A 26,788-nucleotide genomic window follows, 5' to 3' on the forward strand; every position below is an offset into this window, starting at 1 on the left:
AGCGAACGAGGGCGAGCGGCGTCAGGAAAAACAGCTCCGAAAGCGGAGCAAAGCCGCCACGAAGTAAACCGGAATCAGGAGAACGGGATCCTCTGAGGCAACATCTTGGTGAACGGGGGGCCTCGCGCGCGCAGGGCGTGGGGCCGCCGTCGGCCGGATGGGGTGAGGGACGTGGTGGAGCCGAGGATCGCCGTCGCCGTGGTGACCATGGGCAACCGGCCCGCCGAAGTCGACGCCCTGCTGGAGTCCGTGGCCAAGCAGGACCTCGCCCCCGCCCGGATCGTCATCGTCGGCAACGGCTGCCGGCTGCCCGAGTTCGCCCGGCGGCTGGCACTGCCCGGCGAGGTCACCACGATCGACGTGGACGAGAACCTCGGCTGCCCCGGCGGGCGGAACGTCGCCCTCGCCCGGCTGCGGGAGTTCGGTGACGTGGACGTCGTGGTCGACCTCGACGACGACGGGCTGCTGGCCGACGCCGACGTACTGCGCCGGGTGCGGGACCTGTACGCCGCCGACCCGCGCCTGGGCATCGTCGGCTTCCGCATCGCCGACGAGAACGGCGAGACCCAGCAGCGGCACGTGCCCCGGGTCGGCGCCTCGGATCCGATGCGGGGCGGGTACGTGACCGGGTTCCTCGGCGGCGGGCACGCCCTGAGCATGCGGATGCTGGCCGAAACCGGTGACTGGCCCGCCGAGTTCTTCTTCGCCCACGAGGAGACCGATCTGGCGTGGCGGGCCGCCGACGCCGGCTGGAACATCCTCTACGCGCCCGAACTGCTCCTGCGGCACCCCAAGACCTCGCCCGCCCGGCACGCCGTCTACCACCGGGTGACCGCCCGCAACCGCGTCTGGCTGGTCCGGCGCCGGCTGCCCCTGCCGCTGATCCCGGTCCACCTGGGCGTGTGGACGCTCCTCACCCTCGTACGCAGCCGGTCGGCCGCCGGTCTCAGAGCCTGGTTCGGCGGATTCGTGGAAGGGCTGCGCGAACCCGCCGGGGAGCGGCGGCCCATGCGCTGGCGGACGGTGTGGCGCCTGACCCGCCTGGGACGCCCGCCCGTCATCTGACAGGAAGCCGAACGGGGGCGGCAGACGGGAGAGAGGGACGGGGGAGGCTGACGGGGAGACGGACGGGACAAGGACCCCGGTCGTTCACCTCCGACGACCGGGGCCCTCTTGCGTCCCCGGATCCGGCCTGCGGCGGCACTCCCCCGAGTTACGCGTCGTACGCGCGCGCCGTCGGACCCGATCCGATGGAACGATCACATCAGAACGCGCCAACGGATCGCTAACATGTGGCCAACGGTTTCTTCTGAGGCAGCTGATCGGGTGGCGTGAACTCGCCGGGCGACGACGGCCGTAGGCCGGAACCGTAACGGATTCCGGCGGTAACCGACAGAGGGCAGGTGGCGGGAAACCGTCTGAGGCAGGGCGGAATTCCGCCACGGACGGCGGGCACGCGCCCGCCGCGGACCACGGTCCGGCGTGACCGCGTGGGAAGGCAGTGAACGGCGAGATGCGGCGGTGCGAGCTGCGCTTCGGACTGCTGGGACCACCCGTCCTGTATGACCGTGCGGCGTACGGTATTTCGTACGACGCCGTGGAGGACGCCGACGCCCCGCTCGTCCACGAATCCCGCACGAGCCGCATCCACGACACCGGCGACCGCAGCGGAGCGGCCCCCTCGGTCCGGCCGATCGGCAGTCCCAAGGTGCGCGCCCTGCTCGCCGCGCTACTGCTGGAGGCCGGCCGGGTCGTGTCGGTCGATTCGCTCAAGGACGCGCTGTGGGGCGGTGCGCCGCCCGCCTCCGCGCGGGCCTCGCTGCACAACCACGTCACCCGGCTGCGCCGGATCCTCGACGATCCGGAGCGGCTGCGGGCCGTACCCCCGGGGTATCAGCTGCGCGTCCGCGACGGCGAGTTGGACGTGCATGTCTTCGACGCGCGGGTGACCGATGCACGGGCCGCGCACGGCCGCCGGGACTGGGCGGGCGTGCTGCGCGCCTGCACGGCGGCGCTCGCGCTGTGGCGGGGCGCGCCGCTGAGCGGGCTGCCCGCCGAACTCGGCGGATACGCCTTCGCCCAGCGCCTGGAGGAGGCACGGCTGCTCCTGCTGGAGTGGCGGTACGACGCCGAGCTGGCCCTCGGTGGCCCCCGAGTGTCCGCCCTGGTCCCGGAGTTGGCCGCCCTGGTGGCCGAGCATTCCCTGCGCGAGGCCTTCCACCGCCAGCTCATGCTCGCCCTGCACCGCACGGGCCGCCAGGCCGAGGCCCTCGCCGTCCACCGCGACCTGCGCACCCGCCTGGTCGAGGAACTGGGCATCGAGCCGGGCCCGGCGATACGCAAAGCCCATGTCGAGGTGCTGCGGGGGGCCCCGGACACCGAGCGGGCGGAGGCCGAGCGGACGGGCACCGAGCGGACCGGCGCCAAGGCGGCAACCACCCTCGTGGGCCGGGAGGATGACGACAGCTCGCCGTCCCAGGAGGACACCCCCGAAGAGAACACCCCCGACCCGCCGCACGCCCCCGCGTCCACGCGCAAGGACACCCTTCCGACGGCCCAGACGCCCCGGCCCGCCCAACTCCCACCGCCACCGGCCCATTTCACCGGCCGCACGACCGCGCTCCAGGACCTGCGCGTCGCTCTCGCCCGTCCCGGTGCGGACGACGGCCACGCACGTACCCCCGTCGTCGCCGTCATCAGCGGTATGGCCGGCGTCGGCAAGAGCGCCCTGGCCCTGCATGTGGCACACCAACTGCGGGAACGTTTCGCGGATGGGCAGTTGTACGTCAACCTGCACGGCGCCACCCCCGGTATGTCCCCGCTGCCCCCCGCCCAAGCCCTCGGTGCCCTCCTGCGCGACCTCGGCGTCGACCCCCGCAGCATCCCCGAACACCCCGACGCGGCCGCCGCGTTGCTGCGCTCCCTGCTCGCGCCGACCCGCACCCTGATGGTGCTGGACGACGCCGCGAACGCCGCTCAGGTACGGCCGCTGCTGCCGGCCGGCGCCGGATGCGCGGTGATCGTCACCAGCCGCTCCCCGCTGACCGCCCTCGACGGCGCCGCCCGCTTCCCGCTCGGGCCGCTGACCGGTGAGGACAGCGCGGCGCTGCTGCGCACGGTCTCCGGCCGCGACGGGCTCGACGCCGGGCACCCGCTCGTCGAGCTGACCGGCCGTCTGCCGCTCGCCCTGCGGGTGGTCGCCGCCCGGCTCGCCGCCCGACGCGCCCTCACCCCGGACGTCCTCGCCGGCCAGCTGGCGGCCACCGAAGGCCGCCTGCACCACCTGGAGTACGACGACCTGAGCGTCCGCCGCTCCCTGGCCGTCGCGCACGACGCGCTCGCCGCCTCCGTGCGCGAGGCCGACCGGGACGCGGCCCGCGCCCTGCGCCGCATCGGAGCCCTCGACCTGCCCGCGTACGGCGTGGCCCTGATCGCCCGTCTCACCGGCACCGACGAGCGCCGGGCCGAGGCCGCCCTGGACCGCCTGGTCGACGTCGCCCTCCTGGAGGAGACCGCGTACGGCCGCTACGCGCCCCACGACCTCGTCCGCGACTTCGCCCGGGAACTCACCACCGCCGGCGAGGACACCGCCGCTGCCACCGCCGCCCTGCGCTGGTACGCCGCCGTGGCCGAGCGCACCCTCACCGCGATCGTGGAACAGGGCCTCGACCAGGACGACCGCCGCCGCCCGACGGCCGCCCAGCCGCCCGCGCACGCGGCGGAGGTACGGGCCGTACCGCCCTTCGCCTCCGCCGAGGAAGCCTTCGCCTGGGGCGACGAGGAACTGGAGAGCGTCGTCGCCCTGGCCGAGCGGTACGCCGAGACCCCCGACGACCGGCAGGCCGCCCATCTCGCCACTCTCCTGCGGTTGTTCTTCCCCTATCTCCAGCGCGGCGGCCGGGTGGCCGAGATGGAGGTGCTCGGCCGGGCCGCCCTGGGCGTGGCACGGCGGCTCGGCGACCAGGCGGCCGAGGGGTACGCGCTGGGCGACCTCGCGGGGCTGCACTTCCTGACCGGCCGGCAGAACGACGCCCTCGCCCTCACCGACCAGGCCCTGACGATCTGGCGGCGCCTGGGCACGGTCTCCTGGATCCGGCGCTGCCTCAACAACCGGGGCCTGCTGCTGGAGAGCCTCGGCCGGTACGCGGAGTCCGGCGAGGCACTGCGGCAGAGCCTGGAGTACTCGCGGCAGCTCGACGATCCCTACGGTGAGGCCATCACCTACAGCCATCTCGGCAATCTGTACGAGCACACCGACCCGCGTGCCGCCATCGAGCAGCACCGGCGCTCGCTGGCGATCGGGGACGCGGTCGGCGCCGTCATCGTGCAGCACTCCGCGCACTGCAACATCGGCTACGCCCACCTCACCCTGGGTGAACCGGCCGCCGCCGCCACACACTTCGAGGTGAGCCTGCGCATCCTCGGCGCCCACGGCGACTGGCACGGCGAGTCCCAGACCCGGCTCGGCCTGGTCCGCGCGCTCAGGCAGCTGGGCCGCGTGGAACGCGCCGGGCGCGAGTGCGCCGAGCTGCTGAGCCGCGCGGACGCCCGCGCCGACCGCTACATGGGCGGCCTCGCCCGCCACCAGCACGGGTTCCTGCTGCGCGAGGAGGGGCGTATGCGGGAGGCGTACGAGGCCTGGCGCGAGGCGCTCGCCGCGCTGGACGGCACGGACGAGAAGGCGGTCGTGGCACAGCTGCGGGAGCTGCTCGCGGGGAACGGGTGATCACTTGGCGTCGGCATAGCACTCCACCACCGCGGTCGTGAACGGAAACCTGACCGGCGTCTGCCCGAACGTCAGCCTCCCCGCCAGGTCCGCCGCCTCCCGGATCGCCGACACCACCGTCTCGGCCTCCTCCTCGGGACAGTGCACGATCACCTCGTCGTGCTGGAAGAAGACCAGCTCGGCCGCCATGTCCGCGCAGGTTCGGCGCAGCGCGGCGAGCAGCAGCAGGGCCCAGTCGGCGGCGCTGCCCTGCACGACGAAGTTGCGGGCGAAGCGGCCACGGGCGCGGGCGTTGGTGGAGGCGTAACCGGGGACCCACTGCTGCCCGTCGGATTCCTCGTCCCCGACCGGGATGCCCGCCTCCTCCGCCGCGTCCTGGTCGGCCCCGGCCGCGGGCGGGCAGGTCCGCCCCAGCCAGGTGCGCACCAGCCGGCCCTCCTCGCCGGCCCGCGCCGCCTCGTCGACGTACGCCACCGCCTTGGGGAAACGGCGTCTGAGCGCGGCGAGGTTCTTCAGGCCGTCCCCGGAGGTCTGGCCGTAGACCGCGCCGAGCACGGCGAGCTTGGCCTGCGCGCGGTCGCCGGAGAAGGCCCGGTCGGAGACGGACTGGTACAGGTCGCTCGCCCGGCCGGCCACCTCCATCAGCCCCGGATCCCGGGAGATCGCCGCCAGCACCCGCGGCTCCATCTGGTCGGCGTCGGCGACCACCAGCCGCCAGCCGGGGTCGGCGACCACCGCCCGCCGGATCACCTTGGGGATCTGGAGCGCGCCCCCGCCGTTGGTGACCCAGCGTCCGGTGACCGTCCCGCCCGCGAGGAACTCCGGCCGGAACCGCCCGTCGCGCACCCAGTCCTGTAGCCAGGCCCAGCCGTGCGCGACCCAGATGCGGTACAGCTTCTTGTACTCCAGCAGCGGCTTCACGGCCGGATGATCGAGGGAGGCGATCTCCCAGCGGCGGGTGGACTTCACCTTGATGCCGGCCTGGGCGAAGGCCTTGACCACGTCGGCGGGCAGGTCGGGCCGCACCCGGCGGCCGAACGCCGCGGAGACCTCGTCCGCCAGCTCGGCCAGGCGGCGGGGCTCGCCCCCGCCCGCGTACCGCTCGCCGAGCAGGTCGCGCAGCAGCTCGCGGTGGACGTCGGCGCCCCACGGCAGGCCCGCGCGGTTCATCTCGGCGGCCACCAGCATCCCCGCCGACTCGGCCGCCGTCAGCAGCCGCATCCGGTCGGGGTGCGCGGCCCGGTCGTGCCGCCGCTGCTGCTCGGCGTAGACCGCGAGGAGGTCCGCCAGCGGCAGGCGGGTGCCCTGCGGCTCGAACAGCGGGGACTGCGCGCCCGGTTCGGCGGCGCGCTGCGGTGGATCGGGCGGTACGGGGCCGCCCCGGAGGCGGGCCAGGGCGGCGGCTGCCGAACGCGGCTCGCCGGACCGCCCCTCGTGGCCCAGCAGAAGTGTCTCGGCGTCCTCGATGTCGTAGCACCGTTCCACTCGCACCCCCGTGGCGAGCAGACGCGGATAGACCTCGGCGGTCGACCGCCACACCCAGCGCGTCACCTCCGGGCGGCTCCGCACCGCCCCGGCGAGATCCGGCTCCCGCCGCACCGGCCCGCAGGGCAGCCCGTCCGGGCCGAGGGGGGCGAGCTCCACGCCACCGTCCTCGGCCGGGGCGAGTGCCCAGCGGTCGGTCATGACTGCGAGTGTGGCAGGGGGGTCTGACAATGGCCTCAGCTCGACTGGGGCGGGGCCTGCAGATACTGCTCCAGGGCCTTGGCGAGCTCGGTCTCCACCGGCTCCTTCTCGATGCCGAGGCCGGACAGGACGCCGGTGCCGTGCTCGAACTCCAGCAAAGCCAGCAGGATGTGCTCGGTGCCGATGTAGTTGTGTCCGAGGCGGAGGGCCTCGCGGAACGTGAGTTCCAGGACCTTCTTGGCGTCGGAGCTGTACGGGACGAGCTCCGGGGCCTGTTCGGCGGCGGGTGGGAGCGCGGCGGTCGCGGCTGCCCGCACGGCGTCGGCGGAGACGCCCCGGGCGGCGATCGCCTTGGCGGCCAGGCCGTCGGGCTCGGCGAGCAGGCCGAGGACCAGATGGGCCGGCACGACCTCGCTGTGGGGAGCGGCCTTGGCCTCGTTGTGCGAGGTCATCACCACGTTGCGGGCGCGCGTGGTGTACCGCCCGAAGCCCTGGTTCGGGTCCAGGTCGGTGGACTCCTTCGGCACGAACCGCTTCTGCGCGGCCTGCCGGGTGACGCCCATGCTCTGGCCGATGTCGGTCCAGGAGGCACCGGAGCGCCGGGCCTGGTCCACGAAGTGGCCGATCAGGTGGTCGGCCACCTCGCCGAGGTGATCGGCGGCGATCACCGCGTCCTGGAGCTGGTCGAGGGGTTCGGTGTGAACCTTCTTGATCGCCGCGATGAGGTCGTCGAGACGTACGGATGACGTGGTCGGGTTCGTCGACATGTGTCAACCGTAGGTTGACACCGAGAGAGTGTCAACCGGAAGTTGACAGCGCTCGGATCCCTTACTTGGGCGCCGCCGCCAGCCGCACCGCCAGCCCCGCGAACACCGTCCCACTGAAGAGGTCCAGTCCCCGCGCCACCCGCCGACTGCGCCGCAGCAGCCCGGCGAGCTTCCCCGAAAGCAGCCCGACCGAGCCGTCCACCACCAGGCCCATCACCGTGATCGTGGCGCCGAGCAGGAGGAACTGCTCCCGCACATGACCCAGCCCGGGGTCCACGAACTGCGGCAGGAAGGACACGTTGAAGAGGATCACCTTGGGGTTCAGCAGATTGGTGACGGCCCCTCGCCAGAAGGCCCGCCGCCTCCCCGCGTCCGCGGTCCCGTCCGCCTCGACCGGCATCGAGCCGCCGCGGAACGCCTTGACCGCGAGGTACAGCAGATAGGCGGCGCCCGCCCAGCGCAGCACGTGGTAGAGCAGCGGCAGCGTCAGGAACAGCGCCGACAGTCCGAGCGCCGCGGCGACCGCGTGCACGAACATCGCGCAGGCCACCCCGACGGCGGCCGTCACCCCCGCCGAGGGTCCGCCCCGGCCGCCCATCGCCACGATGAACATCATGTCGGGACCGGGAGTGACACAGAGCGCGAAGGCGGCGACGAGGAAGGCCGCGTAGAGAGATGTGTCGACCATGCCAACCATGCTCGACCCGGCACCGGACGGACGGCGAACGAATATCGGAGGGCGAGACGCCGGGCTCTCCGAGTGCGACGTCAGGCTGCTCAGCTGGTGCGATACGACCGCGAATTGTTTTCCACAGGCTGTGGACGACCACGGCCCGCTGTCGGTGCCCCATGGCACGATCGACGGGTGAGCAGCGAAACCAGCACCGTCGAGCGGGCCTTCCGGGTCGCCCTGTACGACGATTCGGAACCCGGACTGGACACGGGTGCGTCCCTTCTCGCGGCCGACAACGGGGCGGATGCCGAACTGGCTCGGCGCGGGGAGGAGTTCGTCGAGACGGCCTGGCGGCGCGGGTGGCAGCCGGCCGACGTCGTGCGGCTGGTACGCCGCGAGCTGGACGACGTGCACGTGGCCCTGACGGCGGAGCTGATCCGGGCGCAGGCGTCGAGGGACCGGCCGCGCGGCCGGCGCTGGGCCGCACAGCTCGACGCCCTCCCGGCGACCCCGCCCGCGCCCCGCGGCGACCGCTTCTCGCACGCCACCGCCGTCCTCGAGCTGTACCGCCTGCTGCTGCGGCTGCCCGCCCTGGAACCTCTGGAGGAGCCCCGCCAGGAGCAGCACCGGCCCGCCTCCCGCATGCTCACCCGGATACGTGCGCTGCTCGCCAAGGCGGAGGCGACCGGCTACCCGGACGAGGCGGAGGCGCTGAGCGCCAAGGCGCAGGAGCTGATGGCCCGGCACAGCATCGACGAGGCACTGCTCGCGGCCGGGGCGCCCTCGGCGGACGCGCCCGGCGCCTGCCGGATCGGCGTCGAGCCGCCGTACGAACAGGCCAAGGCGGTCCTGCTCGACGCGGTCGCCACCGCCAACCACTGCCGGGCGGTGTGGAACGAACCGCTCGCCTTCTCCACGGTCGTCGGCTTCGAGCCCGACCTGGAGGCGGTCGAACTGCTCTACACCTCACTCCTCGTGCAGGCCACGCACGCGATGACGAAGGCCGAGGCGGCCCAGCGCGCCGGCGGCCGGAAGCGGACGAAGACTTTCCGGCAGTCGTTCCTCGCGGCCTACGCCCACCGCGTCGGCGAGCGCCTCGCGGCCGCCGCCGAGACCCAGGTCACCCAGGACCTGCTCCCGGTCCTGGCCACCCGAGAGACAGCCGTCACCGACCGTCTGGAGCGCCTGTTCCCGGAGACCACCACGACCCGGCTGCGCGGCGTGAGCGACGCGGCGGGCTGGTCGGAGGGCGCACGGGCGGCGGACCGGGCCCAGGTCAGGGCCCGCCCGCGCCTGGACTGAGCCTCGGCCGGGCCGAGCCTCAGTCGCCCACCTGCTGGAAGGCGCTCACCGAGGCCTGATCGCCGGCCTTGGTCTTCCCGGCCACGGGACCGTACTTCCAGGGGAAGCTCTGGCCGTCGGTGCCGCCGGGCAGGGTGATCTTCACGGTCTTGGCCGCGAGGCTGTTCTTGCCGCCGGCCGCGCCCCGTACGTAGGTGATGGTGAAGGAGGCGGAGTCACCCTTGGCGAGCTTCAGCTTCTGCGCCTTCGCGCCCTGCTGGGCGGACAGGCGCACCGAGGCCCCGCTCCCCTCCAGCGTGACGCCCGGGAAGTGCTCCAGGGTGCACGGCGCGCTCTGGTTGGTGATGCTGACGGGCACCTCGCCCGTGTCCCCGGCGGCCGGCGCCACACTCGCGGAGCCGATCTGCACGGAGACCCCGCCGATCTCGCAGGCGGAGCTGTTCTTGCCCTTGTCGCCGCTGCCGCCGCCGTTGTCGCAGGCGGTCAGGACGAGGGCGGCGGCGAGGGCGGTGACGGTGAGCGGAATGGCGCGCATGAATGGTGTCCCTGTCGAGAGCGTGACGGTGCCCCAGCATCATTGCGCCTGCGCGCGGAGTCCCGCCGCACGCCCCACCGGTCAGGACGCGGGGAAGCTCGCCGTCGCCAGCCCCGACGGCAGCTTGCCGCCCTCGGCCTTGATGTACGTCTCCTTGCCGGCCTTGCCCGACCAGGTGACCTTCAGTGAGTTCTTGCCGGCCGAGTCGACCATCCCGGTCGCCCGGTCCTTGCTGCCGTCGGCGCAGCTCAGGTGGATCATCTCCATCCCGGCCTCCTCGCCCGCGGTGCCGCTGCACACGGTCCCGCCGGTCGAGAACAGCCCGGCCTTCTTGCCGGTGACCACCAGGGCGACGGGCTTGCCGTCGGTCGTGGCGAGCCAGCTGCCCTGGAGGTTGCCGGACGAGCCCGTGACCCCGCCCGTGCCGCCCCCGGTGTCCGCGGCCGAGGAGGCCGAAGCGGACTCCGACGCGCTCGGGCCCGTCGAGGAGTCGTCCTTGGAGTCGCCCCCGCCACCACACGCGGTCAGCGCCAGCGCGCCCGCCAGCCCAGCCGCCGCGGCCGCCATCCGCACCCTCGTGGGCGCCGTCGGCGCCACCTTCTCAGTCGGCGAAGTCACTGCATGCTCCCAAGCTGTAGCCGGAAACGGCCGCCGGTTGGCCGGTGGGACCGCAGCAAGCTACCAGCACTTCCCAGGAGGAACTCCGGGCGCCCGGCACGGATCCGCTATGTGCCCGCTCCCGCGCCCACTGAAGGAGGCTCCCTACGCGCTCACGTACGCCTCGAGGCACTGCGGCTGCTGCGCGAACGCGGGCCGCATCCACCGCCTGGAAGCGGTCCCGCTGCCGGGCGCCCGCTTCTCCGGCGTCGTCGACGTGCAGGTTCTCGCTACGACAGCGAGCGGATGCTGTCCATCCGCTGGACGGACCCCGATCCGGCCGATCCCGCGGACTGGACCATCACGTGGACGCTGGAACAGGAAGGGCGCGGTATGCGTCTCTTCCTAGTGCACGAAGGATTCGATCCGGACGACCCGGCGCAGCTGACGGCAAGGAAGAACGTGGACGGGGGCTGGCGTTCGCATGTCCTACAAGCTCTGGGGCAGGCGCTGCAACAGCTTCGGTGAAACGGTCGGTAAAGCACTCGTCAAAGCTGTAACCGGAGGAGCACCCCGCGTGCACGTGCATCTGCCCATGCATCTGCACGTGAACGGGGTTATGATCCGGGTCAGTTGACCACCGCATCTATGGCCACTACAGCCAAGTGCACCACCGGGGAGCGACCTGTGGACCGCGACGTTGACGGCGTGTACGGGGGGTACGACGTGTACAACGGCATGGCTGCCACGCAGCTGGACGGAGTGGCCTGGCAGAAGAGCAGGCACAGCAATTCGCAGGGTTCCTGCGTGGAGTTCGCCCGGCTGCCCGGGGGAGACGTGGCGGTGCGCAACTCGCGCTTCCCGGACGGCCCCGCGCTCGTCTATACGCGCGCGGAGATCGAGGCGATGCTGCTGGGGGTCAAGGACGGCGAGTTCGACCACCTGATAGCGGGCTGATCCGCTCGCACCGGTCGTCCCACTCGCTCGCACTTGTAGAAAGCGCTTGCGTGGACGCGCGTAGAAACGCGGCGTCAGACGACGCCGCGTTTCGTCATTCGGCCGGCCGCAGCCGGAACAGCGCCCAGACGACCTTGCCGTTGAGGGTGCCGGCCAGCGGGTGCCAGCCCCAGCTGTCGCTGAAGGAGTCGACGAGGAACAGGCCGCGGCCCGACTCCGCCGAGAAGTCGTCCGAGTCGCGTGCGACCGGGGTGTCATGGCTGGGGTCGCGCACCGCGCACACCAGCCGCTCGGTCCACCGCATCAGGTGCAGCCGCACCGGCGACGTCTGGTCCTGACACCGCCCGGCGTCGCCCGGAAGCGCGTGCCGCAGGGCGTTGGTCACCAGTTCGGAGACGACCAGGCATATGTCGTCGAAGCGGTCGCCCACGTCCCACTGGTCGAGCGTCCGGCGGGTGAACACACGTGCTTCGCGCACCGCTTCGTAGCGGGCGGGCAAGGCGCAGGAGGCGGCGCTGGACACGGCCGCGGGATCCAGCGGCGGAAGGCCCTGCCGTAACGGCTCGAGCATGGTCGATCCATTCGTCCCCATGCGAGGCACTCCCGGGAATTCGCGGTCGTTGCGATGCAGCGGTGGCGCTGCACCATGGTTTCGGATGCGCACAGCAGATGCAAGGGCAGATGCACGTGCACGAGACCGAATTGAGCCGCCCCGTACCGCTTGTAGGCCATTTTTTCCGCCAACCTCCTCCACGTCCCACACCTCTCCCTTGCAACTTCCTGTGCCAAATCGATGGCCTCTTTCCGTTTCCGTAACCGGACGAGTACTGCTCGAAGTGTTTTAGTGGCAGACTGCGGCCCCTGAAGACGGTTGGGGAGGCTGGCGAACGTGAGCGCGGGAGAGCCGGGATCGGTGGTGCGGCGCATGCTGCTCGGATCACAACTCAGGCGACTGCGTGAAACGCGGGGGATCACGCGCGAGGCGGCGGGTTACTCCATCCGTGCCTCCGAGTCGAAGATCAGCCGGATGGAGCTTGGCCGGGTGAGCTTCAAGACGAGGGACGTGGAAGACCTGCTGACGCTGTACGGCATCACGGACGAGGCCGAGCGCGACTCCCTGCTCTCCCTCGCCAAGGAGGCCAACGTGGCCGGGTGGTGGCACAGCTACTCCGACGTGTTGCCGAGCTGGTTCCCCACCTATGTGGGCCTGGAAGGCGCGGCCTCCCTGATCCGGGCCTACGAGGTGCAGTTCGTGCACGGCCTGCTCCAGACCGAGGAGTACGCCCGCGCGGTGGTGCGGCGCGGCATGAAGGGGGCGAGCACCGCCGATGTCGAGCGGCGCGTGGCGCTGCGCCTGGAGCGGCAGAAGTACCTCGTCGCCGAGAACGCCCCCGACGTCCACATCGTGCTCGACGAGGCCGCCCTGCGCCGGCCGTACGGCGACCGCGAGGTGATGCGCGGGCAGCTCCAGCACCTGATCGAGATCTCGGAGCGGCCCAACGTCCGGCTTCAGATCATGCCGTTCAGCTTCGGCGGCCACTCGGGCGAGAGCGGGGCCTTCACCATCCTCAGCTTCCCCGAGTCCGACCTGTCGGACGTGGTCTACCTGGAGCAGCTGACCAGCGCCCTGTACCTGGACAAACGCGAGGATGTCGCCCAGTACGAACAGGCCCTGAAGGAGCTCCAGCAGGACAGCCCCGGACCGGGCGAGAGCCGGGACCTGCTGCGAGGACTGCTTCAGCTGTCCTGACACGCGGCGCCCTTGATGTCCCATGGACATCTCATGACGTCGTCTCCCCAGGTGGCACCCCAACTCACCGGTATCACAAGTACGATGACGTGTGATCAGTCTCATCGGACCGTGAAGTTGATCGGGTGTCTGTCCCGACTGCTTCGGCAGCAAGGGATCGAGGGATCACATGTCGTCCTGCTTCACCGACCTGGCCCAGCAGTACATCGACGGTGAGTGGCGCCCGGGCACCGGCTCCTGGGACATCATCGACTTCAACCCGTACAACGGTGAGAAGCTGGCCTCGATCACCATAGCCACCACCGACGAGGTCGACGAGGCCTACCGGGCGGCCGCCCGCGCCCAGCGGGAATGGGCCGAAACCAACCCCTACACCCGCCGTGTCTTCTTCGAGAAGGTCCTGCGCCTCCTCGAGGAGCGGGAGACCGAGATCACCGAGATGATCATCGCGGAGCTCGGCGGCACCCGTATGAAGGCGCAGCTGGAACTGCACCTGGCCAAGGAGTTCCTGCGCGAGTCGGCCCAGTTGGCGCTGCGCTGCGAGGGCCGGTTCCTGCCGTCGCCGGTCGACGGCAAGGAGAACCGTCTCTACCGCGTCCCGGTCGGCGTGGTGGGCGTGATCAGCCCCTTCAACTTCCCGTTCCTGCTGTCCGTCAAGCCGGTCGCCGCGGCCCTCGCCCTCGGCAACGCCGTCGTCCTCAAGCCGCACCAGGACACCCCGGTCTGCGGCGGCACGCTGCTCGCCAAGCTCTTCGAGGACGCGGGCCTGCCGCCCGGCCTGCTGAACGTGGTGCTCACGGACATAGCCGAGATAGGCGACGCCTTCATCGAGCACCCGGTCCCCAAGCTGATCTCCTTCACCGGCTCCGACAAGGTCGGCCGGCACATCGCCACCGTGTGCGCCGCGCAGCTCAAGCGCACGGTCCTGGAACTGGGCGGCAACAGCGCGCTGGTGGTGCTGGACGACGCCGACATCGACTACGCGGTCGACGCGGCCGTCTTCAGCCGGTACGCCGACCAGGGCCAGGTCTGTATGGCCGCCAACCGCGTCCTGGTGGACCGCTCGGTCGCGGACGAGTTCACCGAGAAGTTCGTCGCCAAGGTCAGAACGCTCAAGACCGGCGACCCGAGCGACCCGCAGACGCTCATCGGCCCGGTCATCAACTCCCTCCAGGCGAACACCATCTCGGCGGCGATCGACCAGGCCGTGGCCGAGGGCGCCACACTCCTGGTGCGCGGCTCGACCACCGACAACCTGGTGGAGCCCTCCGTCCTGACGGACGTGCCGTCCGGCTCCTCCCTCCTGCACAAGGAGATCTTCGGCCCCGTCGCCCTGCTCGTCCCCTTCGACGGCGAGGAGGAGGCGGTCCGCATCGTCAACGACACGCCGTACGGCCTGAGCGGTGCCGTCCACACCGCGGACGTCGAACGAGGGGTGTCCTTCGCCAAGCGCATCGACACCGGCATGTTCCACGTGAACGACGGCACGATCCACGACGAGCCGCTGGTCCCCTTCGGCGGCGAGAAGCACTCCGGGATCGGCCGGCTGAACGGCGAGACGACGCTCGACGCCTTCACCACGCTGAAGTGGATCTCGGTGCAGTACGGGCGGAGCGTGTTCCCCTTCTAGGTACTTGCGGACAGAACCTGACCGCAAGGGTCCGTAACGTCGTCGGTGTCAGGCAGCAGGAGCCAACCCGACGAAAGGCGGCCGGTCATGGTCACTCACGTGAGCGCAGAGGTGCGGGGCGACGAGCGTGGAGCGCTGCTCTCCTTCCTCGCCGAACAGCGCGGCGGTATCCGGCGGGCGGTGCTCGGGTTGACCGAGGAGCAGGCCGCGAGCCGGCCCAGCGCGAGCGAGCTGTCGCTGGCCGGGCTGGTCAAGCACGTCGCCGAGGTCGAGCAGGGCTGGGTCGCCCGGGCGAAGGGCGAGGCGCCGGCGGTCAAGCGGGACGAGTCGAACTGGCACGAGTGCTTCCAGCTGGTCGACGGCGAGACGCTCGCCTCCCATCTGGCGTACTGGGAAGAGGTCGCCGCCGAGACGGAGGCCTTCATCCGCTCCGCCCCCAGCCTCGACGACACCTTCCCGCTGCCCAACGACCCCTGGTTCCCGCCGGACGCGGCCGTCTCGCTGCGCTGGCTCTGCCTGAACCTGATCCGCGAGACCGCCCGGCACGCGGGCCACGCCGACATCATCCGGGAGTCGCTCGACGGCAAGACGGCGTTCGAGCTGGTCGCCCTCGCCGGAAACTGAGCTCCTGCCAGAGGTCCGGCTAGTGGTGGAACCCGGTGGCCGCCTCCTTGTCCCGCGTCAGCGGATGCGGCTGCCGGCGCAGTTCCGGCAGCAGGCGGCCCAGGTCCTCGACGAACATCTCGGCGAGGTCGACGGAGAAGCCGTTGCGGCACACCACCCGCAGGACGGCCAGGTCCTCCCGGTTCGGCGGGAAGGTGTAGGCCGGCACCAGCCAGCCGCTCTCCCTCAGGCGCCGGGAGACGTCGAACACGTCGTACGCCGTGACGTCCTCGGCGGTGGTGAAGGCGAAGACGGGCAGCTCGTCGCCCCGGGTCAGCAACCGGAAGTCGCCCAGCGCCTCGATCCGGTCGGCCAGCCCGCGCGCGACGTCACGCGTGGCCTGCTGCACGGCCCGGAAGCCCTCCCGGCCCAGCCGCAGGAACGTGTAGTACTGGGCCACGACCTGGGCGCCCGGCCGGGAGAAGTTGAGGGCGAAGGTCGGCATGTCCCCGCCCAGGTAGTTGACGCGGAACACCAGCTCCTCAGGGAGGGCCTCCTTGTCGCGCCACAGAGCCCAGCCGACGCCCGGGTAGACGAGCCCGTACTTGTGCCCCGAGGTGTTGATGGAGGCCACCCGCGGCAGGCGGAAGTCCCACACCAGGTCCTCGTCCAGGAAGGGCGCCACCATCGCGCCGGACGCGCCGTCCACATGCACCGGGACGTCCAGCCCGGTGCGGGCCTGGAGGTCGTCCAGGGCCGCGCACAGGTCGGCGATCGGCTCGTACGACCCGTCGAAGGTGGAGCCGAGGATGCCGACGACCCCGATGGTGTTCTCGTCGCACAGCTCGGCCGCCGCCTGCGGGTCGAGGTGGTACCGGTCGCCCTCCATGGGCACCAGACGGGCCTCCACCTCCCAGAAGTTGCAGAACTTCTCCCAGCAGACCTGGACGTTGACGCCCATGACGAGGTTCGGGCGGGCGTCCGCCGACGGGTAGCGGTCGGCATTGCGCCGCATCCAGCGCCGCTTGAGCGCCATCCCGGCGAGCATGCACGCCTCGCTGGAGCCGGTCGTCGAACACCCCACGGCCGCCGCCGGATCGGGCGCGTGCCACAGATCGGCGAGCATCGCCACACAGCGCCGCTCCAGTTCGGCGGTGCGCGGGTACTCGTCCTTGTCGATCATGTTCTTGTCCCGGCACTCCGCCATCAGCAGCCCGGCCTGCGGCTCCATCCAGGTGGTGACGAAGGTGGCCAGGTTCAGGCGGGCGTTGCCGTCCAGCATCAGCTCGTCGTGCACGAGTTGCGCCGCCGTGGTCGGCGGCAGGGGCCCGTCGGGGAGCCGGTGCTTGGGCGGGGCCTCGGTCATCTCGACGACCGGGTTCGCCTCCCCGAAGAAGGGGTTGACGGACATGGGGCGTTCGTCGGGCTTCCCGGTGCCTTTGTGCAGTGCCATGGGGTGCCTTCCTGCCTTCCTGGAGGAGCGGGGGTCAGCGGATCGGGGTTCCGTCATCGCGCAACTGCATCTGGGGCCGCCCCGTCACCAGCAGCCAGGCCGGCAGCGAGGCGATGCACAGCAGGGCGATGATCGTCGGTGAGGCCACGAGGACCGCGGCGGTGAACAGGCTCACCCAGCCCTGACGGGTGACGGCGAGGAGCATGCCCAGCACACCCGCCGCCACGCCGACCGCCGGCTGCACCCCGGGTACGAGGGCGTGGGCGGTGAGCCCGAAGGCGGAGCCGATGAAGACGGACGGGAAGATCCGCCCGCCGCGGAAACCGCAGGAGGCGGCGACGACCAGCGCGGCCAGCTTCACCACCGTCATCGTCGCGAACTGCCCCGCCGACCAGCCGTCGGGACTCTTCGCCAGCTCCTCCACCTCCGCCAGCCCCTTGAAGAGCGTCAGATGGCCGCCCAGGGCCCCCAGGAGCCCCAGGACGAACCCGCCGGCGGGAAGGGCCAGCATCGGGTGCCGCAACCGCCGGAAGGCGCTGTGGACGTACGGGAAGGCGTACACCGCGCACATGCCGAACAGCGCGGCCAGCGGGGCCACCACCAGCGCGGCCGACAGGTCGCCCCAGCCGGGGTGGCGGCCGACCGGAGGCAGCCCGAGGTCGAAGGTGGGGTGGGCCACCAGGGTGGTGGTCATGGCACCCACGGCGCCCGCGGCCAGCGGCGCGAAGAGGTTGTCCCACAGGGCGCCCCTGAGCTGCCGGCCGGCCAGTGCCTCGGAGAAGACCAGGGCCGCCGCCACCGGCGTGCCGAACAGGGCGCCGATCGTCGCCGCCTCCGCCAGCATCGGCCACACCGCCCCCGGCATCCGCGGCGCCAGCCTGCGGCCGAGCCAGAAGGCGAGCGCCACGTTCACCGCGATGACCGGGTTCTCCGGACCCAGGCTCGGACCGCCCGCCAGCGTCAGCGCGGTCGCCAGCAGCAGACCGGGCAGCACCACGGCGGGCAGCACCGGGGCACTGATCCCCAGGGTGGCAGGATCGGGACCCGCGTGACCGGGGACCTTCCACACGACGAGCCCCACGGCGACCCCGGTCGCGGTGAGCATGACCAGCATCCACAGCACGGAGTACCGGCCGATGCCCAGCGCGTCGGGCAGTGGCCCCCAAAGGACGCCCTGCAATCGCTCGGCCAGCCCGCTCACCAGCAGATACAGCAGGCTCGAACCGGCGCCGACCAGGACCGCGGGCAGGATCAGCGGCAGGAGGTCACGCGCGGGCGTCGCCGGCGCGGTCGGGGGCGCCTGCGGCGCGGTGTCCTGGGCCACCAGCTCACCATAAGTGGGCAAAGCGGGCGGAACATCCCGAAGAGCCGTGGGCTTGCACCTCACGTGGCGTGAGGACCCAGCCTGGTGCCGTACCGAGAAGGGAGCGGACGAAGTGAGCTACTCCGTGGGACAGGTCGCCGGCTTCGCCGGAGTCACGGTGCGCACCCTGCACCACTACGACGACATCGGCCTGCTCACCCCGAGCCAGCGCAGCCACGCGGGCCACCGGCGCTACAGCGACGCCGACCTCGACCGGTTGCAGCAGATCCTGTTCTACCGGGAGCTCGGCTTCCCGCTCGACGAGGTCGCGGTCCTGCTCGACGACCTGGCCACCGGCAGAGGTGACCCGCGTGCGCACCTGCGCCGCCAGCACGAACTGCTGACCGCCCGGATCGAGAAGCTGCGCAAGATGGCCGAGGCCGTGGAACACGCCATGGAGGCACGCAAGATGGGCATCAACCTCACGCCCGAGGAACGCTTCGAAGTCTTCGGGGACAAGGACCCCGCGCGGTACGCCGACGAGGCGGAGGAGCGCTGGGGCGGAACTCAGGAGTGGGCCGAGTCACAGCGCCGCGCCGCCCGCTACACGAAGGACGACTGGCAGCGCATCAAGGCCGAGGTCGACGCGTGGGAGGAGCGTTACGTCGCCATGATGGCGGCCGGCGGGCCGCCGACCGACGAGGCCGCCATGGGCCTGGCCGAGGAACACCGCCGGCACATCGGCACGTGGTACTTCGAGTGCCCCTACGAGATGCACCGGTGCCTCGCGGAGATGTACGTCGCCGACGAGCGCTTCAAGGCGTACTACGACGCCATGCGGCCGGGCCTCGCCGAGCACCTCAAGGAGGCCATCCTGGCGAACGCCGCCCGCCACACCGTGTGACTTCCTGGCCCGGGCTCACGCCCGGGCCAGGACCACCGCCGTCCCGTAGGCGCACAGCTCCGTGCCGACATCCGCCGCCTCCGTGACGTCGAAGCGGAACATCAGCACCCCGTTGGCCCCACGCGCGCGTGCGTGCTCGACGAGCCGTTCCATCGTTCCCGGCACGTGGGCAGCCAGATCGGCGCGGGCCTGAAGTCGATGATCGGCCGCGAGCTGGAGGGGCTCACCAGGACGCTGGTGCAGACCCGCAACCAGGCGACGCCGCCGTAGCCGTCGGTTCCCATGGCTCATAGCTTTGTGCCAGTCGCCGCACAGTGCATCCTGGAGGCACTGGTGGAACCTGGGGCGGACACATCGCGTTGATAGCTTTGTGCGGGCGCACAAGGACGCCGCGATCGACTTCACCCCCTCAGGAGCCCGGACCCGTGATGACACTCGCCCTCGGCCCGAGCTGGCTGGACCCCAACTATCTGCTCGACACGTACAGCATCTGGGGCCTGCTCCTCATCGTCTTCGCCGAGTCCGGCCTGCTCATCGGCTTCTTCCTGCCGGGTGACTCGCTGCTGTTCACCTGCGGCCTGCTGATCACGACGAACGACCTGGACTTCCCGCTGTGGGCTGCCATCGCCCTGATCTGCCTCGCCGCGATCCTCGGCGACCAGGCGGGCTACATGTTCGGCAGGAAGGTCGGCCCGTCCCTCTTCAACCGCCCGGACTCCCGCCTGTTCAAGCAGGAGAACGTCACCAAGGCACACGAGTTCTTCGAGAAGTACGGCCCCAAGTCCCTGGTCCTGGCCCGCTTCGTGCCCATCGTGCGTACGTTCACGCCGATCATCGCCGGCGTCAGCGGCATGCGGTACCGCTCGTTCCTGACCTTCAACGTCATCGGCGGCGTCCTGTGGGGCGCGGGCGTCACCCTGCTCGGCTCCTGGCTCGGCAAGCACGCGCTCGTCAGGGACCACATCGAAACCTTCCTCATCCTGATCGTCCTGATCTCGGTGATCCCGATCGCCATCGAGTTCCTGCGTGCCCGCTCCAAGGCCGGGAACGCCCCGCCCGCCGAACAGCATCAGCCGCTCCAGCAGCCCCCCGCCATGGACGACGCGACGACCCGGCTGCGCCGCATCGAGCCGGAGTACCCGGAGCACCCGGAGTACCCGGAGCAGTCCTACGGCCGGGAACAGTCGTACGGTTCCCACGACCAGTACCACGGCCAGGAGCAGTACCCGCAGGACTACGGCCAGCAGCAGTACCCGCCGCAGGACCACGGCCAGCAGCAGTACCCGCAGGACCACGGCCAGCAGCAGCAATACCCCGAGGACTACGGCCAGCAGCAGTACCCGTACGACTACAACCAGGGCAACTACCGCCAGTAGCCCTCAGAAGCCGCGCGTCCGCTTGGCCGCCCGGCGCCCCTCCGCGGAGCCGAACCGCAGGAACAGCCGCGAGATCTCCGACCCGAGGTTCACCCCGATCGCGATGGCCATGGCGAGCGACGCCGCCTTGGCCAGCGACACCAGGCCCTCGTCCACCTTGTTCTGCGCCATCGACAGCAGCCCGAAGTAGGTGGCCGAGCCCGGCAGCAGGGGCCCGATCGCCGCGGTCGTGTACGGCAGGGCGGAAGCGAACCGGTAGCGGGAGAGCAACTGCCCGAACAGGCCCACCAGGCCCGCCGCCACGGCCGTGGAGGCCACCGGGGAGATACCGCCGACGGAGTGCATCGCCCCGTACACCGACCACGCGACACCGCCGTTGAGGGTCACCGCCAGCACGGTGGACCGTTCCTGCTGGAGCAGTACCGCGAAGGTCAGCGACAGCAGCATCGACGCGACGATCTGGAGCACCGGGCGGTCGGCGATGTTCACCGCCGCGTCCGGATCGAGCTCGGCACCCACCTTCACGCCGAAGTACAGCACCACCAGCACGCCGGTGACGATGCCGACGAAGAAGTACATGACCTCCAGCAGGCGCGCCGAGGCGGTGATGTAGAAGCCGGTCAGCCCGTCCTGCACGCCCGCCACCAGCGCCCGCCCCGGCAGCAGCGCGAACAGCCCACCGGTGATGACCGCGGAGGCCACCACGTCGACGTGGGCCACTGTGAGCGCCACGCCGATCGCCGCGGGCGGCATCGCGGCCACCGTGAACTGGTAGAACTCCGGCAGCCCGCGCCCCGCGCACAGCCACGCCAGCCGGTCGCCGAGCATCGCGCCCAGCGCGGCGGCCACGAACACGAGCGCGTCACCGCCGACGAGCAGGGAGGCCGCCCCCGCCAGCAGCCCCGCGGCCCCGGTGAGCGCCCAGCCCGGGTAAGGGTGCCGGTTCCGGCGGATCTCGGCGAGGCGCCGGTAGGCCTCCTCCAGAGAGATGTGGGTCTCCGGGTCCGACAGGTCGTCCACCAGCCGGAAGACGGCCGACAGACGCGTGTAGTCGGTGCCCCGGCGCCGCACCGTCCGGGACGCCGTCACCGGGTCGTCCACCAGGGAGGGCTGGTGCGAGATGGACAGCAGCGTGAAGGTCACGTTCGGCTCGCACCGGTCCAGCCCGTAGGAGCGGCACACCGCGAACATCGCGGCCTCCACGTCCTCGGCGTTCTCGCCGCCCGCGAGCAGCAGCTCGCCGATACGCAGGGTCAGGTCGAGCACGCGCGGGACGGCCGGACCGTCCTCCTCCACCTTGTGCACCAGCTCCGGCGCCGGCCGCTCCGCCACCGGCATCCGCAGCATCGCGCGCATCCGGTCCTGCCAGGGCGCGTCCTTCACCAGGCTGACCACCGGTATCCCGGCCGCCGGGGTGAAGGCGGGCGGGGCCTGGTCGGCGCTGTAGGTGCTGGGCGTGCTGAACGCCGACCCCTCCTCGGGACTCGGCGGCTGCGGCGCGCCCAGCCCCCGGGGCACGGCGAACTCGGACGTCGTCTCGGACTCACCGCCCGTCCTGGGCACCGCGAGCCCGGCCGGAATGGCGAACTCGGACGTGATCTCGGGGTCGTACGAGCTTCTCGCCTCGTCCGACCGAGGCTTGCGGTCCTCCGCCTCCGTCACTCCTCAACGCTCCCTGAACGACACCTTCCGTAAAGCTTCAGTATGCGCATGGGCATACGAACGGGCCGCGTCACCCCAGTAGGGTGCCGCGGCCCGCGATCATCAAACCGGCAGGTCAGTGACCGCCCTGCTCCTTGAAGCGCTTGTACGACCGCTCGATCTCCACCTCGGCGTCCGTGCGGCCCACCCAGTTGGCACCCTCGACCGACTTGCCGGGCTCCAGGTCCTTGTACACCTCGAAGAAGTGCTGGATCTCCAGGCGGTCGAACTCCGACACGTGGTGGATGTCCCGCAGGTGCTCCACACGCGGGTCGGTGGCCGGCACGCACAGCAGCTTGTCGTCGCCGCCCGCCTCGTCCGTCATCCGGAACATGCCGATCGCGCGGCACTTGATCAGACAGCCCGGGAAGGTCGGCTCGTCCAGGATGACCAGCGCGTCCAGCGGGTCGCCGTCCTCGCCGAGGGTGTTCTCGACGAAGCCGTAGTCGGTCGGGTAGGCGGTCGAGGTGAAGAGGCGACGGTCCAGGCGGATCCGACCGGTCTCGTGGTCCACCTCGTACTTGTTGCGCGAACCCTTCGGGATCTCGATCGTGACGTCGAACTCCACCGGTGGCTCCTCCATGATCAGCACATAGTTCTGGTGATTAAGTGTCCCTCACGCAGGTGTGTGATCGCGAAAGGGGCTGTTGGTCGTGCCAGAACTGAGGCCTTGGCGTGCCGCGAGACCGCACGTGGTGCGGATCGCGGAGGCCGTACGACCGCGACTGGCACGGGCCGTGACGGCCGCGAAACCGCGGGTCGCGCGGGTGACGCGGGCCGTGGGACCACGGCTGGCACGGATCACGCCGCCCGCGTCCCTCACGCGGTTCCCGGCGGTCTCCCGGCCGACGGCCTCGAGGACCTGGCAGTACACCGCGGCCGCCGCCACCGCCGGACTGGCGCTGGCTGCCGGTGTGGTGACCGCCGCGGGTCCCTGGGACGCCGACGGTCAGCGTACGGCCGAGCGGGAGCGGGCAACCGCCCAGGAGCGGACAGGTGGCAAAGATCACGACGACGGCTCCGGCACGAGGGCGGACGGCCCCCGCCCCGCCCCGAGCGCCGCGTCCGTCCTGACCGGCCTCGGCGACACCGCGACGACCGTGAAGTCCGCACCCGCCGCAAAGGCCGTCACGGACCTCCTGGGCCCCCTCCTGGACTCCTCGGCGCTCGGCAGGGTCCACACGGCGTCGGTCGTCGACGTGGCCACCGGCAGGCGCCTGTACGGCGTCGACGCGGACAGGGCCATGACCCCCGCCTCCACCACCAAGATCGCCACCGCCGTCGCCGCGCTGTCCGCCCTGGGCGCCGACCACCGCCTCACCACCCGCGCCGCGCTCCTGCCGGACACCGGGGAGCTCGTCCTGGTCGGCGGCGGCGACCCGACCCTCACCGCCCACAAGGAAGATGGGGGCACCTCCCGCTCGAGCGAAGCCGAGAGTGGGGGAAGTTGGGCGAGCCTGCGCACGCTGGCCCGGGACACGGCTGCCGCGCTGAAGAAGCGCGGCGTCCACAAGGTCACCCTCTCGTACGACGCCACCCTGTACGCGGGCTCCGAGCTGCATCCCATCGGGGTGAACGACAACCTCGCCCCCGTCGGCGCGCTGATGGCCGACGAGGGCCGCACCGACGACTCCACCAGCGGTCCGGTGACCCGCGTGAGCGACCCGGCGGCGGCCGCGGCGGCCACGTTCGCGGGGTTCCTGGCGGACGACGGGATCAAGACGACGTCCCCCGGCCCCTCCAAGGCCACCAGCCGCGCGACCACCCTGGCCACCGTCTCCTCGCCGCCGCTGTCCGCCCTGGTCGAACGCATGCTGACCAACAGCGACAACGACATCGCCGAGGCCCTGGCCCGGCAGACCGCCCTCGCGACCGGCAAGCGCCCGAGCTTCGACGGCGGTGCCGCGGCGATCGACGCCCGGCTGAGCAGGCTCGGCCTGCCGGTCACCGGAGCGGACTTCCACGACGGCAGCGGCCTGAACCGCGACGACAAGATGACGGCGGACCTGCTGACCGCCCTGCTCGTCAAGGCCGGATCCCCCTCCCACCCCGAACTCCGCCCCGTCCTCACCGGCCTCCCGGTCGCGGGCTTCACCGGCACCCTGGCCGACCGCTACACCGACGGCGCGGCCGGCGTCGTCCGCGCCAAGACCGGCACGCTGACCGGCGTCAACACCCTCGCGGGCACGGCGGTCGACCGTGACGGCCGCCTCCTGGCCTTCGCCTTCCTGACCTCCGACACCACGGACCCGGCCGAGGCCCAGGCGGCCCTGGACCGCACAGCCACGGCACTGGCGGGCTGCGGCTGCGCCCGGTAACCACCCGTGCGCAAGGGCCGGGGCACGTTCGACACCGTCCCCGGCAGCCCCCCGACGTCCCGCCGGCCCCGTACGCCCTGCCCCAAGCGGCAGCGCTCACGTACGGTTGACACATGACGAGCATCGGTGCCTCTTCAGGGATGGTCGACTGGAACCTCGCGGTGGCGACCGCGACCCGGCTGGTACGGCCGGGACCGGAGGTCAGCCGCGACGAGGCCCGGGCCGTCGTCGCGGAGCTGCGCCGCCACGCCAAAGCCTCGGAGGGACACGTCCGGGGCTTCACTCGTATGGAGACCGAGGAGGCCCACGACACCCCCGTCCTGGTCGTCGACCGGCCCGGCTGGGTCCAGGCCAACGTCGCGGGGTTCCGGGAGATCCTCAAGCCGCTGCTGGACAAGATGCAGGAGCGGCGCGGCGGCACCCCCGGCGGCGCGGTCCTCGGCGCCGTCGGCGGCAAGGTGACCGGCGTCGAACTCGGCATGCTGCTGTCCTTCCTGGCCTCCCGCGTCCTCGGCCAGTACGAGACCTTCGCCCCGGCCGGCCGGGACCTGCCGGCCGGCGGCCCTGATTCACCGAGTGGCGGCGGCCGGCTGCTGCTGGTCGCGCCGAACATCGTCCACGTGGAGCGCGAACTCGACGTGGAGCCCCACGACTTCCGCCTGTGGGTCTGCCTGCACGAGGAGACGCACCGCACCCAATTCACCGCCGTGCCCTGGCTGCGCGACCACCTTGAGGGCGAAATCCAGTCTTTCTTGGCCGAGACGGACGTCGACCCGATGACCATCCTGGAACGCGTCCGGGAGGCCGCCCAGTCGCTCGCCGGGGGCCGCCCCGAAGCCGAGGAGGACGACGGCGGCCGGTCCTTCGTCGAACTGGTGCAGACCCCGGCCCAGCGCGAGATCCTCGGCCGCCTCACCGCCGTGATGTCGCTCCTGGAGGGCCACGCCGACTTCGTGATGGACGGCGTCGGCCCACAGGTCGTGCCGACCGTCGCCGAGATCCGCGAGAAGTTCCAGCAACGCCGCGCCAAGGGTGCCTCCCGCCTCGACATGACCCTGCGCAAGCTGCTCGGCCTGGACGCCAAGCTCAAGCAGTACCGGGACGGCGAACGTTTCGTACGGGCCGTCGTCGACCAGGTCGGCATGGACGGCTTCAACCGGGTGTGGACCTCCCCCAACACCCTGCCCACCAAGGCGGAGATCGCCAAACCGGCGGACTGGGTCGCGCGGGTGCACCGCAAAGCCGAGTCGTGAACACCGTACGGAAGTTGTGAAGCGAATCCGGCCGACGGCAGGCGAACGCCCCTCCAATCACCCGTCCGAGGGACCGTGAGCGATGGGTAGGCGTGCAATGCTCGGGGAACGGCCCGTCTCTGTCACCATTTACACACTCTGAGTGACCGATCTCGGGCTCATCCCCCGAAAACTTCATGAAGGGAACCGGACATGGGTCCCCATCCTGCGGTCGCGGCGATACGCCTGGCGGTCCGCCGCGTCCTCCACGACATCCTCAACGACCACCAGACCTCCGGCCCGGACCCGGACGACACAGCCGAGCGGCCCCCCTCCCCGCTCGTGCTCGTCGCCTGCTCCGGCGGCGCCGACTCCATGGCCCTCGCCTCCGCCCTGGCCTTCGAAGCCCACAAGCTCGGCATCCGCGCCGGCGGTGTCACCGTCGACCACGGCCTTCAGCCCGGCTCCGACCTGCGCGCCCAAGAGGTCGCCCTCAGGCTGCGCGAGCTCGGCCTCGACCCGGTGGAGTCCGCCGCCGTGACCGTCGGCCGCGAAGGCGGGCCCGAGGCCGCCGCCCGGGACGCCCGCTACGCCGCTCTCGACGCCGCCGCCGAACGCCACGGCGCCACCGCGATCCTGCTCGGACACACCCGCGACGACCAGGCCGAAACCGTCCTGCTCGGCCTCGCCCGTGGCTCCGGCATCCGCTCCCTGTCCGGAATGGCCGCGGTCTCGGGGGCCGGCGGCCGTTACCGGCGCCCCTTCCTCCAGCTCGACCGGCAGACAGCCCGCAAGGCCTGCATGGTCCAGTCCCTCCCCGTTTGGGACGATCCTCACAACGCGGATCCCGCCTACACCCGCTCCCGGCTCCGCCACGAGGGCCTGCCCGCCCTGGAGAAGGCGCTCGGCAAGGGCGTCGTCGAAGCCCTCGCCCGCACCGCCCAGCTCTCCCGCGACGACGCCGACGCCCTCGACGCCTGGGCCCGCCAGGCCGAGGCCTCCGTCCGCGACGCCGCCGGTCTGCTGGAGTGCGCCAAGCTGTACGCCCTCCCGCCCGCCGTGCGCCGCCGCATCCTGCGCCGCGCCGCCATCGAGGCCGGCGCCCCGGCCGGTTCGCTGTTCGCCCGCCACATCGAGGAAGTCGACCGGCTGATCACTGGCTGGCGAGGTCAGGGAGTCATCAATCTCCCGGGCAAAGTCGTCGCCCAGCGGCAGGGTGGCAGACTGGTGATTCGGCAAGGCTGAATCCCGTACCTCCCGGAGAACCGTCCGGCG

Annotated in this window: 23 protein-coding genes and 1 pseudogene; 13 read left to right on the top strand and 11 right to left on the bottom strand. The window is 71.6% G+C overall.

Going from position 1 to position 26,788, the window contains the following annotated elements:
• The first annotated feature begins 171 nt into the window (after positions 1–171).
• Positions 172–1,065 (top strand): glycosyltransferase family 2 protein, encoded by an 894-nt coding sequence (locus ACWGJM_RS18890; RefSeq protein ID WP_453412797.1) that lies wholly within the window; start codon positions 172–174, stop codon positions 1,063–1,065.
• Positions 1,066–1,513: 448 nt separating this feature from the next.
• Positions 1,514–4,726: a BTAD domain-containing putative transcriptional regulator gene (locus ACWGJM_RS18895; protein ID WP_453412830.1), complete on the top strand. Its 3,213-nt coding sequence runs from the start codon at positions 1,514–1,516 to the stop codon at positions 4,724–4,726.
• On the opposite strand, the gene ACWGJM_RS18900 is transcribed toward ACWGJM_RS18895, so the two are convergent.
• The 3 genes from ACWGJM_RS18900 to ACWGJM_RS18910 form a co-directional block, all read right to left on the bottom strand.
• Positions 4,727–6,412 carry a bifunctional 3'-5' exonuclease/DNA polymerase gene (locus ACWGJM_RS18900; RefSeq protein ID WP_453412798.1) on the bottom strand — a complete coding sequence of 562 codons (1,686 nt, stop codon included), beginning with the start codon at positions 6,410–6,412 and terminating at the stop codon, positions 4,727–4,729.
• A 35-nt stretch (positions 6,413–6,447) separates the two neighbouring features.
• A complete protein-coding gene (locus ACWGJM_RS18905) occupies positions 6,448–7,179 on the bottom strand; it encodes a Clp protease N-terminal domain-containing protein (protein ID WP_453412799.1) in 732 nt (243 codons plus the stop codon).
• Positions 7,180–7,240: 61 nt separating this feature from the next.
• A complete protein-coding gene (locus ACWGJM_RS18910) occupies positions 7,241–7,867 on the bottom strand; it encodes a LysE family translocator (RefSeq protein ID WP_453412800.1) in 627 nt (208 codons plus the stop codon).
• Positions 7,868–8,044: 177 nt separating this feature from the next.
• Between ACWGJM_RS18910 and ACWGJM_RS18915 the strand changes: the two genes are divergently transcribed.
• Positions 8,045–9,154, top strand: a complete 1,110-nt coding sequence (locus ACWGJM_RS18915; RefSeq protein WP_453412801.1) for a DUF2786 domain-containing protein — start codon at positions 8,045–8,047, stop codon at positions 9,152–9,154.
• Positions 9,155–9,173: 19 nt separating this feature from the next.
• On the opposite strand, the gene ACWGJM_RS18920 is transcribed toward ACWGJM_RS18915, so the two are convergent.
• Complete coding sequence (locus tag ACWGJM_RS18920; protein ID WP_453412802.1) at positions 9,174–9,689, bottom strand: DUF4232 domain-containing protein; 516 nt, start codon at positions 9,687–9,689, stop codon at positions 9,174–9,176.
• 81 nt (positions 9,690–9,770) lie between these two features.
• A complete protein-coding gene (locus ACWGJM_RS18925; RefSeq protein WP_453412831.1) occupies positions 9,771–10,256 on the bottom strand; it encodes a hypothetical protein in 486 nt (161 codons plus the stop codon).
• A gap of 336 nt (positions 10,257–10,592) precedes the next feature.
• Here ACWGJM_RS18925 and ACWGJM_RS18930 point away from each other — a divergent pair, with 336 nt between their 5' ends.
• Together ACWGJM_RS18930 and ACWGJM_RS18935 are read left to right on the top strand one after the other, a co-directional pair.
• Entirely contained in the window at positions 10,593–10,814 is a 222-nt protein-coding gene (locus tag ACWGJM_RS18930; protein WP_453412803.1) for an SRPBCC family protein, read from the top strand.
• A 159-nt stretch (positions 10,815–10,973) separates the two neighbouring features.
• Positions 10,974–11,243, top strand: coding sequence for a DUF397 domain-containing protein (locus ACWGJM_RS18935; RefSeq protein ID WP_388793180.1), 270 nt, complete (start codon positions 10,974–10,976; stop codon positions 11,241–11,243).
• A gap of 94 nt (positions 11,244–11,337) precedes the next feature.
• On the opposite strand, the gene ACWGJM_RS18940 is transcribed toward ACWGJM_RS18935, so the two are convergent.
• Positions 11,338–11,835, bottom strand: a complete 498-nt coding sequence (locus ACWGJM_RS18940; RefSeq protein WP_453412804.1) for an ATP-binding protein — start codon at positions 11,833–11,835, stop codon at positions 11,338–11,340.
• Positions 11,836–12,168: 333 nt separating this feature from the next.
• Here ACWGJM_RS18940 and ACWGJM_RS18945 point away from each other — a divergent pair, with 333 nt between their 5' ends.
• From ACWGJM_RS18945 to ACWGJM_RS18955, 3 genes are all read left to right on the top strand, one after another.
• Positions 12,169–12,993: a helix-turn-helix domain-containing protein gene (locus tag ACWGJM_RS18945; RefSeq protein WP_453412832.1), complete on the top strand. Its 825-nt coding sequence runs from the start codon at positions 12,169–12,171 to the stop codon at positions 12,991–12,993.
• A 169-nt stretch (positions 12,994–13,162) separates the two neighbouring features.
• Positions 13,163–14,623 (top strand): aldehyde dehydrogenase family protein, encoded by a 1,461-nt coding sequence (locus ACWGJM_RS18950; protein ID WP_453412805.1) that lies wholly within the window; start codon positions 13,163–13,165, stop codon positions 14,621–14,623.
• A gap of 87 nt (positions 14,624–14,710) precedes the next feature.
• Positions 14,711–15,247, top strand: a complete 537-nt coding sequence (locus tag ACWGJM_RS18955; RefSeq protein WP_453412806.1) for a DinB family protein — start codon at positions 14,711–14,713, stop codon at positions 15,245–15,247.
• A gap of 19 nt (positions 15,248–15,266) precedes the next feature.
• On the opposite strand, the gene ACWGJM_RS18960 is transcribed toward ACWGJM_RS18955, so the two are convergent.
• Both ACWGJM_RS18960 and ACWGJM_RS18965 read right to left on the bottom strand, forming a co-directional pair.
• Positions 15,267–16,679 (bottom strand): glutamate decarboxylase, encoded by a 1,413-nt coding sequence (locus ACWGJM_RS18960; RefSeq protein WP_453412807.1) that lies wholly within the window; start codon positions 16,677–16,679, stop codon positions 15,267–15,269.
• Between the two features lie 34 nt (positions 16,680–16,713).
• Positions 16,714–18,003: an ion channel protein gene (locus ACWGJM_RS18965; protein ID WP_453412808.1), complete on the bottom strand. Its 1,290-nt coding sequence runs from the start codon at positions 18,001–18,003 to the stop codon at positions 16,714–16,716.
• A 112-nt stretch (positions 18,004–18,115) separates the two neighbouring features.
• On the opposite strand from ACWGJM_RS18965, the gene ACWGJM_RS18970 reads away from it, so the two are divergent.
• On the top strand, positions 18,116–18,886 hold the full coding sequence (locus ACWGJM_RS18970; RefSeq protein WP_453412809.1) for a MerR family transcriptional regulator: 771 nt from the start codon (positions 18,116–18,118) through the stop codon (positions 18,884–18,886).
• A 15-nt stretch (positions 18,887–18,901) separates the two neighbouring features.
• Here the strand turns inward: ACWGJM_RS18970 and ACWGJM_RS18975 are convergent.
• Positions 18,902–19,039, bottom strand: a pseudogene (locus ACWGJM_RS18975) (heavy metal-binding domain-containing protein); the annotation flags it as partial.
• A 272-nt stretch (positions 19,040–19,311) separates the two neighbouring features.
• Between ACWGJM_RS18975 and ACWGJM_RS18980 the strand changes: the two are divergent.
• A complete protein-coding gene (locus tag ACWGJM_RS18980) occupies positions 19,312–20,262 on the top strand; it encodes a VTT domain-containing protein (protein WP_453412810.1) in 951 nt (316 codons plus the stop codon).
• 3 nt (positions 20,263–20,265) lie between these two features.
• Here ACWGJM_RS18980 and ACWGJM_RS18985 read toward each other — a convergent pair whose 3' ends face one another.
• Entirely contained in the window at positions 20,266–21,924 is a 1,659-nt protein-coding gene (locus ACWGJM_RS18985) for a threonine/serine ThrE exporter family protein (protein ID WP_453412811.1), read from the bottom strand.
• A gap of 115 nt (positions 21,925–22,039) precedes the next feature.
• Positions 22,040–22,531, bottom strand: coding sequence for an inorganic diphosphatase (locus ACWGJM_RS18990; protein ID WP_046730908.1), 492 nt, complete (start codon positions 22,529–22,531; stop codon positions 22,040–22,042).
• 79 nt (positions 22,532–22,610) lie between these two features.
• On the opposite strand from ACWGJM_RS18990, the gene dacB reads away from it, so the two are divergent.
• The 3 genes from dacB to tilS all read left to right on the top strand — a co-directional run bounded on the left by dacB (position 22,611) and on the right by tilS (position 26,758).
• Positions 22,611–24,281 (top strand): D-alanyl-D-alanine carboxypeptidase/D-alanyl-D-alanine endopeptidase, encoded by a 1,671-nt coding sequence (gene dacB / locus ACWGJM_RS18995; protein ID WP_453412812.1) that lies wholly within the window; start codon positions 22,611–22,613, stop codon positions 24,279–24,281.
• A 113-nt stretch (positions 24,282–24,394) separates the two neighbouring features.
• Positions 24,395–25,534, top strand: a complete 1,140-nt coding sequence (locus tag ACWGJM_RS19000; RefSeq protein ID WP_453412813.1) for a zinc-dependent metalloprotease — start codon at positions 24,395–24,397, stop codon at positions 25,532–25,534.
• A 192-nt stretch (positions 25,535–25,726) separates the two neighbouring features.
• The gene (tilS, locus tag ACWGJM_RS19005) at positions 25,727–26,758 is read left to right on the top strand and encodes a tRNA lysidine(34) synthetase TilS (RefSeq protein WP_453412814.1); all 1,032 of its coding nucleotides are present in this window, start codon (positions 25,727–25,729) and stop codon (positions 26,756–26,758) included.
• Positions 26,759–26,788: the final 30 nt, after the last annotated feature.

The sequence above is a fragment of the Streptomyces sp. NPDC054834 genome, from assembly GCF_053611185.1.